This window comes from Thermophilibacter sp. ZX-H3, assembly GCF_052599055.1.
Genome location: NZ_JBQXES010000016.1, coordinates 59,182 through 73,176 on the forward strand (window position 1 = coordinate 59,182; position 13,995 = coordinate 73,176).

Below are 13,995 nucleotides of genomic sequence, written 5' to 3' on the forward strand. Positions count from 1 at the left end.
CGACGTCGGCAGGCGCTATCCTGAGGCCGCTTCGGTCACGCGCGAGTTCGCCCTCGCGCGGGCGCTGCGGGTGGGCGTCGCCGCGGTGCGTGAGGCGGGCGAGGACGCTGCGCGCGGGCCTCACCTGGCCCGAGACGATTCGGTGCGCGGTGCGCTCGGACATCTCGAGGCCGAGGGATGCGGCCACGCGCAGCAGCTCGGAGGCGTCGGCCGCGGCGCTCAGGCGCTCGAGGACGGGGAGCTCGGAGAGCGCGTCCATGAAGAGGAGCTCGGAGGCGTCGGCGGAGGGGCGCATGCGGGCGCGCGCGGTGGCCGCGATCTCGGCGGGCGAGCCGAGGTAGACCTCGCACGCGCCGCGCTCCTCGAGCGCGAACTCGCAGCAGGTGCGCACGATGTTGTGGGGCCCGCGCACGCAAGACTGCTCGCCGTCGTCGTCCGTCCCGACCGAGGGCCAGGTGGACTGGTCGGCGCGCTCGGGAAGCGCCGTGACGTCGGTCACGACCCTGATGGCGGCGCCCCTGCCCGGCGCCGACGAGACGACCTCGGCCGAGACGGCGTTCTCCCGGATGGAGTAGAGGGCCATCCCCCTGCCGTGGACGCCCCAGCGGTCCATGTGAAAGCTCTCGAGCTTGGAGGTGACGCGCGCCTCGAAGACGCGCTCCTGCATGTCGGCCGGTATGCCGCGGCCGTCGTCGAGCATCGTCGTCACGCGACGGGAGCCCTCGCGGGTGGTGGCGACGTAGATGTGGCGCGCCCCGGCGTCGCGGGCGTTGCGCAGCATCTCGATGACCACGTCCTCGACGCACCTGACGTCGTGCTTCGCCTGGCGACGCTCCGCCTCCGCGACGCGGAGGCGGACGAAGCCCTCGCCGAGGTTCTCCTCGACGCGCAGGGCGCGCCCGCCGCCCATGGAGGAGACGAAGCCCACGAGATCCTGGGCAGCGGGAGCGCCTGCCATGGGCTACTTCGCCACGTCGACGGCGCGCGACTCGCGGATGACCACCACGCGGACCTGGCCGGGATACTCCATCTCGTCCTCGATCTGCTTGGCGATGTCATGCGCGAGCACCGTGGCCTGGGCGTCGGAGATCTTCTCGGGCTCAACCATGACGTGAAGCTCGCGCCCGGCCTGCATGGCGTAGGTGCGCTCGACGCCGTCGTGGGCGTTGGAGATCTCCTCGAGCTTCTCGAGGCGCTTGATGTAGCTCTCGGCGCTCTCGCGGCGCGCGCCGGGACGAGCGGCGGAGATGGCGTCGGCGGCCTGGACGAGGACGTCGAGGACGGTGTCGGGCTCGACGTCGGCGTGGTGCGCCTCAATGGCGTGCACGATGTCGGGGCGCTCGCCATAGCGGCGGGCGAGGTCGGCGCCGATGACGGCGTGCGGACCCTCGACCTCGTGGTCGATGGCCTTGCCGAGGTCGTGAAGGAGGCCGGCCCGCTTGGCGGCGACCTCGTCGACGCCGAGCTCTGAGGCCATGATGCCGCAGAGCGCGGAGACCTGCGCGGAGTGGGACAGGACGTTCTGGCCGAACGAGGTGCGATAGCGCAGCGCGCCGAGGGTCTTGACGAGCTCGGGGTGCAGGTCGTGGATGCCGGCGTCGAAGGCGGCCTGCTCCCCGGCCTCGCGGACGCGCTCGGCGACGAGGGTCTCGGCCTTCTTGTAGAGCTCCTCGATGCGGGCGGGGTGGATGCGGCCGTCGGCGATCAGGTTCTCGAGCGCGACGCGGGCGGTCTCGCGACGCACCGGGTCGAAGCTCGAGAGCACGACGGTCTCGGGCGTGTCGTCGATGACGAGGGACACGCCGGAGACCTGCTCGAAGGTGCGGATGTTGCGGCCCTCGCGGCCGATGATGCGGCCCTTGAGGTCGTCCGAGGGGATGTGGACCGACGTGACCGTGATCTCGCCGGCCTGGTCGGCGGCGCAGCGCTGGATGGCGGTCGAGACGATCTCGCGGGCGGTCTTGTCGGCCTGGGCGCGGACGCGCTGCTCGGACTCGCGCAGGATCTGCGCCTCGTCGCGGACGGCCTCGGCGCGGACGCGGGCGAGCAGCTCGTCGTGGGCCTCGTCGGAGGAGAGGCCGGCGATGCGCTCGAGCTCGGCGGTCTGGCGCACCTCCATCTCGTCGAGGTCGTTCTTGCGGCGGTCAAGCTGGCCCTGGAGGCTCGAGAGCTGGTGCTCGCGGCGGTCGAGGGCGTCGTTTCGGTGGTCGAGCGACTCCTCGCGCTGCATGATGCGGTTCTCGAGGGACTGGAGCTCGCCCTTGCGCTTCTTCTCCTCCTGCTCGGAGGCCTGCTTGAGGGCGAGGATCTGCTCCTTGGCCTCGAGGACGGCCTCCTTCTTGGCGTTCTCGGCCTGGCGCGCGGCCTCCTCGCGGACGCGGTCGGCGTCGACGCGCGCGCTCTCGAGCTGGGCCTCGGCAGCCTTGACCTTGGAGTTGCTCTGCCCCGATAGGATGAAGTAGACGATGCCCGCGCCTATGACGAGCCCCACGACTGCGAATAGGATTTCCATGTTAGCTGCTCCTCGGACGACGAATGTAGGTCAAGCGTGGTTCTGGAGACCGCGGCGCTGCCGCGGAACCCGCCATCGGAGGCGCTGTCAAGTTGCATTCGGCTGTGGGCCGCGAACGGCCGACGGGTATCGAACGAAATATAGACATCAGCTGGCGAGCCAGCGTGAGCGGACGCTCCAATAGCCCCTCAATCGTAAGTTCCGCGTAACGTTATGTCAAATGAGCGCGTGGTAGCGGGCCGCGGAAGGCCGCGGGGCGGCTACTCGCCGTCCCCCAGCGCCGAGCGCGCCGCGCGGTAGGCGATACCGGGCGAGAAGCCCCGACCGCAGAGGAAGCGCACGAGCGAGCGGAGCTCGCCGCGCCCCGAGCGCACGCGACGCCCGGCGAGCTCGATCGCGCGGTCGAGCTCGTCGTCCTCCGAGAGGAGCTCGTCGGAGAGGTCCCCGAGCGCATCGAGGGAGACCCCGCGCGCCGCGAGCGCGCGCTCGATCTTCGCCCTGCCCCATCCGGCGAGCGCCTTGGAGCGGACGAACGAGGCGGCGTAGCGCGCGTCGTCGATGACCCCAGACTCGCACGCCCGGCGAACGCGGCGATCGACGACGTCGGCGGGGTACCCGTCGCGCCTGAGGCGCGCGCCGAGCTCGTCGGCGGAGTAGTCACGGCGGGAGACGAGCTGCTCCACGCGCTCCCTGGCGCAGCGGTCGAGGAGCTCGTCGATGGCGCCGTCGAGCCGCTCGCCCGCCTCGGGCGCCTTCCCCTCCCCGAGCAGGCGGGCGAGGCGGCGCCCCACCGCGAGCGGGACGGTGCGCGCGGGCACGCCCGCAGAGTCGAAGACGACGCGGGCGGGCGGGCCGGGGCGCGAGCCGCGCGCGGGCATCACGACGTCCCAGCCGACCCCGCCCGTCGCAGGCGCGCTCACGAGAGGATGTCCCCCTCGATCAGGTCGACGGGCTCACCGACGCGCTCGTCGCCGAGCTCGAGCCCGCACGCGACGCGGACCCTGTGGTCGATCTCGTCCCTGAGCTCCGGGTTGGAGGCGAGGAACTCCTTCGCGGCCTCCCTGCCCTGGCCCAGGCGCTCGGAGCCCTGCTCGGTCTCGTAGGTGAACCAGGAGCCCGACTTGGTGACGACGCCGTACTTCACGCCCTCGTCCAGGATCGAGCCCTCCTTGGAGATTCCCTGCCCGTACATGATGTCGAACTCCGCCTGCTTGAAGGGAGGGGCGACCTTGTTCTTGACGACCTTGACGCGGACGCGGTTGCCCACGACCTCGTTGTTCGACTTGATGGAGTCGATGCGGCGGATGTCCATGCGGACGGACGAGAAGAACTTGAGCGCGCGGCCGCCCGGCGTGGTCTCGGGGTTGCCGAACATGACGCCGATCTTCTCGCGAAGCTGGTTGATGAAGATGCACGTCGTGTTGGACTTGGAGAGGGAGCCCGCGAGCTTGCGCAGCGCCTGGCTCATGAGGCGCGCCTGGAGGCCGACGGTGGAGTCGCCGATCTCGCCCTCGATCTCGGCCCGCGGCGTGAGGGCGGCGACCGAGTCGATGACCACGACGTCGATGGCGCCGGACCGGACGAGCATGTCGCAGATCTCGAGCGCCTGCTCGCCGGTGTCCGGCTGCGAGATGAGGACCTCGTCGATGTCCACGCCGATGCGCGCGGCATAGCCCGGGTCGAGCGCGTGCTCGGCGTCGATGAAGGCGACGACGCCGCCCATGGCCTGCGCCTCGGCGAGGATCTCGAGCGAGAGCGTGGTCTTGCCGGACGACTCGGGCCCGTAGATCTCGACGATGCGCCCGCGCGGGACGCCGCCGATGCCGAGGGCGGCATCGAGCGCGAGCGAGCCCGTGGGTATGGCCTCGACCTCGAGGCTGGGGCCGTCATCGCCGAAGCGCATGATCGCGCCCTTGCCGAACTTCTTCTCAATCTCCGCCGTCGTGGACTCGAGGACCTTGTCCCGCTCCTCGCCGGTGGTCCTGGGGTGGATCTCCTTGGCAACGCCCTTAGTCTTGGCCATGCTCGCTCCCTTGGCTCGTTCTTCCGCCGTCGATGGTATCCGAACAACCGTTCTAAGTCAACACCGTCGTCCCGATTGTAGGCGGGCCCGCTGACGCGGGGCGGACACGGCTCGGACGCAACGCTGCCGCCAGGCCGACGGCGGAGACGGGCGGGACGGGAAAGGGCGAGGCAGCGGGCTCGGTCACGAGCGTGGGGCGGGGCCGCGCCTATCGACCGGCGCGGGCGGCCTCCATGGAGCCTTCACGGAGCAGGGCGAGCGCGGCGGCGACGGCGCCGCGCCTGACCTCGTCCCTCGCCCCCGGGAACAGGAACCGCTCGGCACGCGTCCCGAGCGGCGTGGCAAGCCCCATCCAGACGGTGCCGACGGGCTTTCCCGGCTCGGCGCCGCCGGGGCCCGCGATCCCGGTCACGGAGACCGCGACGTCGCAGCCAAGCACGCGGCGCGCCCCCTCGGCCATCTGCGTCGCGCACTCGCCCGACACGGCGCCGACGCCAGGCTCGTCGAGAACCTCGGACGAGACGCCGAGCACCTCGTGCTTGACGGGGACCGCGTAGCTCACCACGCCGCCCCTCATGACGTCGGAGGAGCCGGCGACGGCGGTGAGCGCGCCCGCGACGAGCCCGCCCGTGCAGCTCTCGGCGCACCCCAGGGTCACCCCGGACGCGCGCGCGGCGTCGAGCGCGGAGGCGGCGCCGAGCACGCAGTCGTCCCACGAGGGGGCGCCCACGCCGCTCACTCCCCTCTCCCGAAGACCACGTGGCGGGCGTTCCAGAAGTACTGGGCGCCTGAGACCACCGTGAGCACGACGGCGGCGACCATGAGCGCCCACGCGACGAACGCGACGATGCCGAGGTCGTCGAAGCCGACCGCGGAGATCGCGTAGGAGAGGTAGTAGCCGCACAGCGACACCATCGTGACGGCGGTCTTGGCCTTCCCGAGGGCGTCGGCGGCGATGACCTCGCCGCTCGAGGCGGCGACCATGCGAAGCGCGCTCACGAGAAACTCGCGCAGGAGGATGACGAAGACGACCCACACGGAGACGCGCCCGTCGGAGAGCAGGAGCAGGAGCGCCGAGAAGACGAGGAGCTTGTCCGCGATGGGGTCGAGGAACTTCCCGAAGTCGGTGATCTCGTCGCGGGAGCGGGCCAGGTAGCCGTCGACCTTGTCCGTGAGCGAGAGCGTGACGTAGATGAGGAACGCCGCGACGGCGAAAGGCGCGTTCGCGTGCCCGTGCGCCGCCATGGCCACCGCCATGAAGACCGGGATGAACGCGATCCTCACGCACGTGACGACGTTGGCGGGCGTCCAGATGTCCTTCTCGCCGGCCATGCCCTACGCCCCCTCCCCGACGATCTCGCCCACGAGCTCGTAGCAGAACGAGTCGACGAGGTCCACGGTGACGATGTCGCCGACCGCCGCCTCGCCGTACGGGATGTGCACGGCCCCGTCGGAGTCGGGGGCCTGGAACCAGGCGTGGCCGATGAGCTCGGGGCCGCCCTCGGACTCCTCGACGCCGTCCACGATCACGCGGACGCGCTCGCCGACGTGCGCGGCGGTCGCCGCGAACCCCAGCTGCTCGGTCAGGTCGATCAGGCGCTGCGCGCGCTCGAGCTTGACGTCCTCGTCCACCTGGTCGGCCATCCGCGCCGCCGCGGTGCCGTCCTCCTGGGAGTAGGCGAAGACGGAGCAGTAGTCGAAGGCCTCCTCGGAGATGAACTCGCAGAGCTCCTCGGCCTCCTCGTCCGTCTCGCCGGGGAAGCCTGCCATGCCCGTGGTCCTGAGGACCATGCCGGGAATCTCGGCGCGAAGGCGGGCGAAGAGCTCATGCAGCTCCTCGGGGGAGCCGGAGCGACCCATGGCCCTGAGCACGCGGGCGGAGCAGTGCTGGATGGGGATGTCGATGTAGGGAAGGACCTCGGGGACGTCGCGGATGGTGGCGATGAGCTCGTCGGTCATGCCCTCGGGCTGGAGGTAGAGCACGCGGACCCAGCCCCCGTAGGGGCGGACGGCCTCGGCGACGCGCCCGAGCAGCGCGGCGAGCGTCTCACCCTCACCGAGGTCGCAGCCCCAGACGCCCGTGTCCTGGCCGATGAGGACGACCTCGCGGACGCCGCCGTCCATGAGGTCGCGCACCTCGGAGACGATCTCGTCGGAGGGGCGCGAGTGGTAGCGGCCGCGTATGTAGGGGATGGCGCAGAAGGTGCAGAAGCGGTCGCAGCCCTCGGAGATCTTCACGAAGGCGCTCGTGCCCTCGACCGTGCGCAGGGTACTGGGAAGCTCGGTGCCCTCGTCGGAGGCCATCCCGAGCACCTCGCGGACCACGCCCACGATGCCGTCCTCGTCCTCGGCGCGCACGAACGCGACGACCTCGGGGAGCTCGGCGGCGAGCGCGTCGCCGTAGCGGGAGGGCACGCAGCCGCACATCACGATCGGGCAGGCGCGGACGCCCTCGGAGCGCTCCTCGGCGAGCTCGAGCGTGGCCTCGACCGACTCCTCGGTCGCCGAGGCGAGAAACGAGCAGGTGTTGACGATGGCGACGTCGGCGTCGGCCGCCTCGGCGGCCTCCTCGAAGCCGTCCGCGAGCAGGAGCGCCCGCATGCGGTCGGAGTCCACCTCGTTCTTGGCGCAGCCGAGCGTGACGATGAGAAAGCGCACGAGATCCCCCTCCGCTAGCGGTAGTTGACGAACTGGAGCGGCTGACCGTAGTCGCGCTGCCTGAGCTCGGCGATGACGGACTGGAGGACGTCCCTGGAGGCGGAGCTCACGCGGAGCTTGTCCCCCTCGACCGTCGCCTTGGCCCTGAGCTTGAGGTCGCGGATGTCCTTCGCGATCCTCTTCGCGGTGTCCTGGTCGATGCCCTGGAGGACGGTGCCGGCCTGGCGGACGCTCATGCCGGACGCCGCCACGGGGTCAGCCCAGCGCACGGCCGTGAGGTCGACGCCGCGCTTGACGAGCTTGGTGCCGAGGATGTCGCGCACCTGGGACGCCACGAACTCGGAGGGCGCCGCGATCTTGAAGACGCCGTCCTTCTTGGAGAGCTCGAGCGTCGCGCCCGTGCCCTTGAGGTCATAGCGCTGGGTGATCTCGCGGGCGGCCTGCTGGCAGGCGTTGTCGACCTCCTGCATGTCGACGACGGAGACGACGTCGAAGCTCGATTCCTTGGCCATTGCCCCTCTCCTTCCCGGGCCCGGCGCGCGCCGGGCCGCATCAATGCTACTGATCCTGCCTCGACTGGTCGGCCTCGGTCGCGGCGTCCTCGGCCGGAGCGGCGTCCGAGGAGCCGTCGGAGGAGGCGCCCGAGGCGTCATCCGCGGGCTCCTGGCGCGGCGTCCCCTTGATGGTCACGCTCCCGAGCCCGCTCGCGGTCTTGCTGAACTCGACTCGCTCGCCGTTCTCCGTGACGGTCACCGCCGAGCGGTCGCCGGCGGAGATGGAGATCGAGTCGTAGACGGTGAAGGTCTGCGACCACGGCCCCGTGAGGTCGTCGGCGACCACGCTCGTGCCGTCGCAGACGATCTCGAGCCAGGAGTACTCGCCGCTGGCGATGCTGACCTCGACGACGGTCTCCTTGGGCTCGTCGCTCGCCGCCTGGTCGTCAGGCGACGCGTCCGACGCGGCGCCCTCGTCCCCGCCGGCGGCCTGGTCGCCCTGGCCGTCGCCGCCCTGCCCCTCGTCAGGCTCGTGAGCCGCCTCGTCGGAGCCCTGGGCGGCGGCGCCGGACTGCTGCCCGCCCGTCTCCGCCTCGGTCTCGTTCGCGCTGTTCACGGCGACGGTCTGACCGACGGAGCGGGAGGGGCCGCTCACGCACGAGCTCACCGAGAGCACGACGATGGCGGTGAGCACGACGGTGAGGGCGACCACGATGGCGAGGAGCGCCCGGCGCGCGTCCGAGAAGAACCACTGGAGCCAGCCGAGCGCGCCGCCGCGCGCGGGCGGGCGACGTCCCCCGCGGCCCTGCCTGGCCGAGGAGCGGTGCGGCGAGGACGGGCGACGCCGGACGTTCGGGCGCTCGATCTGGGCGATGTTGCGCGACGAGCGCCGCCCGGAGATGGTCGAGGCCGGTGCGTAGGGGCTCGCGTGGTCGTCGTAGCGCATGTCGTCGGTGTACTCGCTCGGCGACACCCGGCGCGTGCTCACGTCGTCGCGGCGGTAGAGCCGCGCGGAGGGGCGGTCGTCGTAGGAGGGGCCGGCTCCGTCCCCGAGCATCCTCCCCTGCCGGGCGTCCGAGCCGCGGCGCGGGCGCTGGGCGCGGCGGCGCGCCGACGAGGCGCCCGCGCGCTCCCGAGCCGAGCCGCTGTTGTAGGGGCGCCGCTCGGGGCCGAGGTCCCACCCCTCATAGGACGGGGACGAGTACGCCGCCCGCGTCCCGGGCGCCGGGGTGCCGACGCCCGCCAGGGGAAGCGACGAGCGCGGGCGCGCGGGCGCCGTCGTGGCGAAGTTGCCCATGTCGCCCGCCGGGCCGCCCGAGGTGGGCAGGAGCGGGCGGTACTCGACGTAGGCCTTCGGGCGCGAGCCGGCCTCGTTCACCACGTCGTACCCGGAGATATTCCTGCCCGCCTGCGTCTGGCGCGTCCTTCTCCTCAGCTCGTGGGAGGAGCTGCCGTGACGGTGCTCGTAGAGCTCCTCCTGGAAGAGGTCGACGATCTCCCGCGCGTTGAGGCCGAGGTAGCGGGCATAGCTCGAGAGCATGCCCTGGGCATAGCCGCTCTGGGGCATGTGGTCGTAGTCGCCCTCCTCGAAGGCGACGAGGACGTCCCGGCGCAGCTTCAGGATGCGGGAGGCCTGCTCGAGCGAGAGCCCGAGGTCGTGGCGCCGCATGACGAGCGCCTCGCTGAACCGCGGCCGTGACATGCTACTCCACCCCCTCGTACGCTGCGTCGGCGACCTTCAGCTCCTCGAGGGCCTCCTTGTCGAGAAGGACCTCGCGGGGCTTGGACCCGTTGGCCGGGCCCACGACCCCCTTCGCCTCCAGCATGTCCATGATCCTGCCGGCCCTAGCGTACCCCACCGAGAGGGCGCGCTGCAGCCCGGAGGTGGAGCCGAGCTGAGAGTCCACAACTATGCGCGCGGCCTCCCAGATGAGGGGGTCGTCGTCGCCCCGCGCGCCGGGCTCGCCGCCGCCGGGGGCGTTGGGGACGACCGCGGTGAGGATGTCCTCGTGGTAGTCGGCCGTGACCTGCTCGCGCACGAACTTGACGGTCTGCTCGATCTCCTCGTCGGAGACCCAGCAGCCCTGGGCACGCCGCGGCTTGCGCCCGCGGAGCTTGACGAGCATGTCGCCCTTGCCGAGGAGCTGCTCGGCGCCCTTCTGGTCGAGGATGATGCGCGAGTTGATGGAGTTGTCGACGGAAAGCGCCACGCGGTTGTCGATGTTGGCGCGGATGAGGCCGGTGACGACGTCCGCGGAGGGCCGCTGCGTGGCCACGATCAGGTGGATGCCCGCGGCTCGGCCGAGCTGCGCGATGCGGACGATGGAGGACTCCACGTCCTTTCCGGCGACCATCATGAGGTCGGCCAGCTCGTCGATCACGATGACGAAGTAGGGCATGTGCTTCGGGGGGTTCTCCATCTCAGCGTACTTGTCGCCGTCCACGTTCTTGTTGAAGGTCTTGATGTCGCGCACCTTGTAGTGCTCGAAGACCTTGAGGCGGCGCTCCATCTCGGTCACGCCCCACTGCAGGGCACTCGCCGCCTGGCGGGGCTCGGTGACCACCGGCACGTAGAGGTGCGGCAGGCCCGCGTAGCCCGTGAACTCGACGCGCTTGGGGTCGACCATGATGAGGCGCACCTGCTCGGGGGTGGCGCGCATGAGCATCGACATGATGATGGCGTTGAGCAGGACGGACTTGCCCGATCCCGTGGTGCCGGCGACGAGCAGGTGCGGCAGGCCCGCAAGGTCCACCACGATGGGACGCCCCTCGGAGTCGCGGCCGAAGGCGCAGTCGAGCGGGCCGCCCTTCGCGTACGGGAGCACGTCGGAGAGGAAGACCGGCTGGGGCTTGTCGTTGGGGATCTCGATGCCCACGAGCGAGGTCCCGGGGATGGGCGCGAAGATGCGGACCGACTTTGCCGCCAGCGAGAGGGCGATGTCGTCCTCGAGGTTGACGATCTTGTTGACGCGCTCGCCCTCGCCCATGGAGATCTTGAAGGTGGTGACGGACGGTCCGGCGATCCAGCCCTCGACGCGCGAGGTGAGCCCGAACTCCTCGAGCGTGGCCTGGAGCTTCGCCGCGGTCCCCGCGAGCTCCTCGTCGTTGCCGTAGGAGCCGCTCGCGTCGGGGTTTGCGCGCAGGATGGAGAGGGGCGGGAGCTGGTAGGACTCGTCGGCGTCCCCGGGGCGCGTGATGCTCTCGGGGGCGGCCGGGACCTGCCCGCGCTCCGCGCGGGGCTTCCTCGCTGCGGCGGGGCGGGCCCCCTCGGCCTTCTCGCCCTTCTCGCCCTTCTTGCGCCCGGCCCCCTTGCCGCCGCGCAGGAACGAGGGCACGCTCCCCGCCTCGGCGCGGTCCTGGTCCGCCTCGGCGTCGGAGGCGAACAGCGTCGCCGACGGGCGCCTCCCGCGATCGATGAGCGTGGTCGGCGCCTCTGCGGGGTCGGCGGGGGCGTCCTCCGAGAGGAGCCTCGCGCGGCGCTTGAGGACCGTCGTCTTGCGGTCGCCGATGAAGGTCGTGGCCTGCTCGCCGGTCTCGTCGAAGAGCGAGGCCTGCGGCCCGGGCGAGGCCGGAGCGCAGTCGGGGTCGGCCGCCGCGTCGATGATCGCCTGGGCGCGGCGCGCCTCGACGCGGGCGTGGTGCTCGTCGGCGATCCCCTCGATGCCCTCGCGCGCCCGGGCGACGGCGTCGGAGATGGAGAAGCCGCACACCACCACGCCCGCGAGCACCACGCCCGCGAGCAGGACGTCCCCGATCACCTGGCCGACGAGGCAGAGCAGGCAGTAGGCGACGGCGCCCCCCACGTAGCCGCCGGCGAGCTCGGCGACGGCGGGCTCGAAGACGACGGACGGGTCCGCGGCCGCCTCGGGCAGGTTGACCGAGAGCATGGCCATGACGGCGAGCACGATGAGCGAGAGCCCCAGGGCGACGCGCCCCGAGACCGGCCCCTCGTCGACGCGGAAGAAGGTCATGGCAAAGACGAAGAGCGCCGCCGGCACGAGCACGGCCGCCGCGCCGAACGAGAGCGCGAGGAAGTCGTGCACGGCGCTCGTCACCACCGCCGAGCTCGGCGAGACGATGGAGACGAGCATCGCGATCGCCGTCACGGCGAGCACGACGCCGAGGATGTCGGACTGGGTCTTGGTGAGCGCCGGGGTGGGCTGGGCTGCGCGCCGCGCGGGGGCCTTGCCCCTCCCCTTCCCTGACGCCCCCCTGCCGCGTGCTGCGTTTGAGGTGCGTTTCGAGGGCATCTGCCTAGACCTCCATCACGACCGGGATGATCATCGGCCGCGTGTGCGTCTTGTTCCAGAGCAGGTTGGAGAGCGTGTTGCGCACGCCGCGCCGCAGCGCCTCGATGCTCGACCCGTCGGACTTGGCGAGCTTCTCGACCTGCGCGCGGACGAGCTTCTGGGCCTCGCCGTCGAGCAGCTCGTCGGTCGAGGACGAGACGCCCCGGCCGAAGACCTCGACGGCGCTCACCGAGCCCGAGCGCTTGGAGACCACCACGGTACAGCTCACCACGCCGTCGGCGCCGAGCTTCTGGCGGTCGCGCAGGACCATCGGGTTGGCCTCGGTGACGGTGCCGCCGTCGACGTAGACCACGCCGGACTCCACCGCACGGCCGCGGCGCACCTTGTGCCGGACCATCTCGAGCGAGTCGCCGTTGTCGAGCACGAAGACGCGATCGGCCGGCACGCCCATCTGCACGCCGAGCTCGGCGTGGGCGCGCAGGTGCTGCGCCTCGCCGTGGACCGGCATGAAGTACTTGGGCTTGGCCATGGCGAGCATGAGCTTGAGCTCCTCCTGGCTCGCGTGGCCGGAGACGTGCACGAGGCCCTTGCTCTTGTCGAAGATCTCGCACCCGATCTTGGAGAGCGAGTTGACGATCGACTGGACGCTCTTCTCGTTGCCCGGGATCGGCGTGGCGGAGATGATCACCGTGTCCGACTCGTGGATGGAGAGGGACTTGTGCTCGCCGTTGGCCATGCGCGCGAGGGCGGAGAGCGGCTCGCCCTGGCTGCCGGTGCACAGGACGACGATCTTCTCGTCGGGGATGCGGTCGACGTCGTAGGCGTCGATGATGTTCTCCTCGTCGATGGAGAGGTAGCCGAGCTCGCGCGCCACCTTGGTGTTGGTGAGCATGGAGCGGCCCGTCACCACGACCTTGCGCCCCACGGCCACGCTCGCGTCGCAGATCTGCTGCAGGCGGTGGATGTGGCTCGAGAACGCGGCCACGAAGACGCGGCCCGGCGCGTTCTTGATGACGTGGCGCAGGTCGCGGCCCACGGCGGCCTCGGACGGCGTGAAGCCCGGGCGCGTGGCGTTGGTGGAGTCGGAGAGCAGGAGGTCCACCCCCGAGGCGCCGAACTTGTTGATGGCCTGGAAGTTGGGCCGGCGCCCGTCGATGGGCGTCTGGTCGAACTTGAAGTCGCCGGTGTGCATGACGGTGCCCGCCGGCGTGGACATGAAGACGCCGAAGGCGGCCGGGATGGAGTGGGTCATCGAGAAGAACGTGATGGTGAAGGCCCCGAGCGTGATCGTGGAGCCATCGCTCACCTCGCGGAACTTGGGCGAGCGGATGTTGTGCTCGGCGAGCTTGCCCTCGATGATGCCGAGCGTGAGCTTGCTCGAGTAGATGGGGACCTTGCGGGTGAGGTCCTGCAGGAGGAACGGGAGCGCGCCGGTGTGGTCCTCGTGCCCGTGCGTGATGATGACGCCGCGGAGCTTCTCCTCGTTCTCCAGAACGTAGGTGTAGTCGGGCAGGATGAGGTCGATGCCGGGCTGGCCCTCGTCGGGGAACATCAGGCCGGCGTCGACAAGGACCATGTCTCCGCCATACTCGAAGGCGGTCATGTTCTTGCCGATGCCGTCAAGGCCCCCAAGCGGGATGATCTTGAGGGCGGTGTCTTTCTTGGGCATTCCTGGGCGATTCCTTTCGGGGGTGGTCGGTCGGGTCATATGAGACGGCCGGGCGGAGCTGACCCGCCGGCCGCGCCAATTCGCATACCCACCGATTCTACCCGAGAAGGACCCGCCGCTTGCATGTTCCACGATGGTTACACGGAGCGCGCGGACAGCCCCCTCGGGCGTCCGCCCGTGCTCAGACAGCTTCGCCGCGCAAAGAGCGCGCGGCTGCAGAACTGCGCGCGGGCGGGCGCCCGGGGGGGTCGCGAGCCGGCAACGGCATCGTTCCGTCAGCGACAGCCTGCCGCGACGCTCTTCCCAGCGGTAAGGATGCCAGCCGAGTGACGGGTGGCCCGGGGGTTGTTTTGGGGGGAGGTGCGTTCCAGCGACTCTCCCACAAAAAA

General features: G+C 71.0%; 11 protein-coding genes. All 11 read right to left on the minus strand.

Features of this window, described 5'->3' with window-relative positions; genetic code table 11:
* On the minus strand, window positions 1-958 hold a 958-nt coding region (locus ACULPM_RS07955; RefSeq protein ID WP_445332331.1), incomplete at its 3' end, for an ATP-binding protein.
* Between the two features lie 3 nt (window positions 959-961).
* Window positions 962-2,512, minus strand: coding sequence for a ribonuclease Y (gene rny, locus ACULPM_RS07960; RefSeq protein ID WP_445330966.1), 1,551 nt, complete (start codon window positions 2,510-2,512; stop codon window positions 962-964).
* 260 nt (window positions 2,513-2,772) lie between these two features.
* Window positions 2,773-3,432, minus strand: a complete 660-nt coding sequence (locus ACULPM_RS07965; RefSeq protein WP_445330967.1) for a regulatory protein RecX — start codon at window positions 3,430-3,432, stop codon at window positions 2,773-2,775.
* Complete coding sequence (gene recA, locus ACULPM_RS07970; protein ID WP_167929337.1) at window positions 3,429-4,535, minus strand: recombinase RecA; 1,107 nt, start codon at window positions 4,533-4,535, stop codon at window positions 3,429-3,431. The genes ACULPM_RS07965 and recA overlap by 4 nt, the downstream gene beginning before the upstream one ends.
* A 208-nt stretch (window positions 4,536-4,743) precedes the next feature.
* Window positions 4,744-5,274, minus strand: a complete 531-nt coding sequence (locus tag ACULPM_RS07975; protein ID WP_445330968.1) for a CinA family protein — start codon at window positions 5,272-5,274, stop codon at window positions 4,744-4,746.
* Window positions 5,271-5,867, minus strand: a complete 597-nt coding sequence (gene pgsA / locus ACULPM_RS07980; protein WP_445330969.1) for a CDP-diacylglycerol--glycerol-3-phosphate 3-phosphatidyltransferase — start codon at window positions 5,865-5,867, stop codon at window positions 5,271-5,273. Before pgsA ends, ACULPM_RS07975 begins: the two co-directional genes overlap by 4 nt.
* A 3-nt stretch (window positions 5,868-5,870) precedes the next feature.
* A complete protein-coding gene (gene rimO / locus ACULPM_RS07985; protein WP_445330970.1) occupies window positions 5,871-7,193 on the minus strand; it encodes a 30S ribosomal protein S12 methylthiotransferase RimO in 1,323 nt (440 codons plus the stop codon).
* Between the two features lie 14 nt (window positions 7,194-7,207).
* Entirely contained in the window at window positions 7,208-7,705 is a 498-nt protein-coding gene (locus tag ACULPM_RS07990; protein WP_445330971.1) for a YajQ family cyclic di-GMP-binding protein, read from the minus strand.
* A 46-nt stretch (window positions 7,706-7,751) separates the two neighbouring features.
* Window positions 7,752-9,389: a helix-turn-helix domain-containing protein gene (locus ACULPM_RS07995; protein ID WP_445330972.1), complete on the minus strand. Its 1,638-nt coding sequence runs from the start codon at window positions 9,387-9,389 to the stop codon at window positions 7,752-7,754.
* 1 nt (window position 9,390) lies between these two features.
* Window positions 9,391-11,937, minus strand: a complete 2,547-nt coding sequence (locus tag ACULPM_RS08000; protein WP_445330973.1) for a DNA translocase FtsK 4TM domain-containing protein — start codon at window positions 11,935-11,937, stop codon at window positions 9,391-9,393.
* Window positions 11,938-11,941: 4 nt separating this feature from the next.
* Complete coding sequence (locus ACULPM_RS08005; RefSeq protein ID WP_167929331.1) at window positions 11,942-13,606, minus strand: ribonuclease J; 1,665 nt, start codon at window positions 13,604-13,606, stop codon at window positions 11,942-11,944.
* Between the last annotated feature and the right edge of the window lie 389 nt (window positions 13,607-13,995).

What these genes read in the sequence shown, in the direction of transcription:
- rny (WP_445330966.1), bottom strand. Translation starts at nt 2,512, where the DNA reads ATGGAAATCCTATTCGCAGTCGTGGGGCTCGTCATAGGCGCGGGCATC.
- recA (WP_167929337.1), bottom strand. Translation starts at nt 4,535, where the DNA reads ATGGCCAAGACTAAGGGCGTTGCCAAGGAGATCCACCCCAGGACCACC.
- pgsA (WP_445330969.1), bottom strand. Translation starts at nt 5,867, where the DNA reads ATGGCCGGCGAGAAGGACATCTGGACGCCCGCCAACGTCGTCACGTGC.
- ACULPM_RS07990 (WP_445330971.1), bottom strand. Translation starts at nt 7,705, where the DNA reads ATGGCCAAGGAATCGAGCTTCGACGTCGTCTCCGTCGTCGACATGCAG.
- ACULPM_RS07995 (WP_445330972.1), bottom strand. Translation starts at nt 9,389, where the DNA reads ATGTCACGGCCGCGGTTCAGCGAGGCGCTCGTCATGCGGCGCCACGAC.
- ACULPM_RS08000 (WP_445330973.1), bottom strand. Translation starts at nt 11,937, where the DNA reads ATGCCCTCGAAACGCACCTCAAACGCAGCACGCGGCAGGGGGGCGTCA.
- ACULPM_RS08005 (WP_167929331.1), bottom strand. Translation starts at nt 13,606, where the DNA reads ATGCCCAAGAAAGACACCGCCCTCAAGATCATCCCGCTTGGGGGCCTT.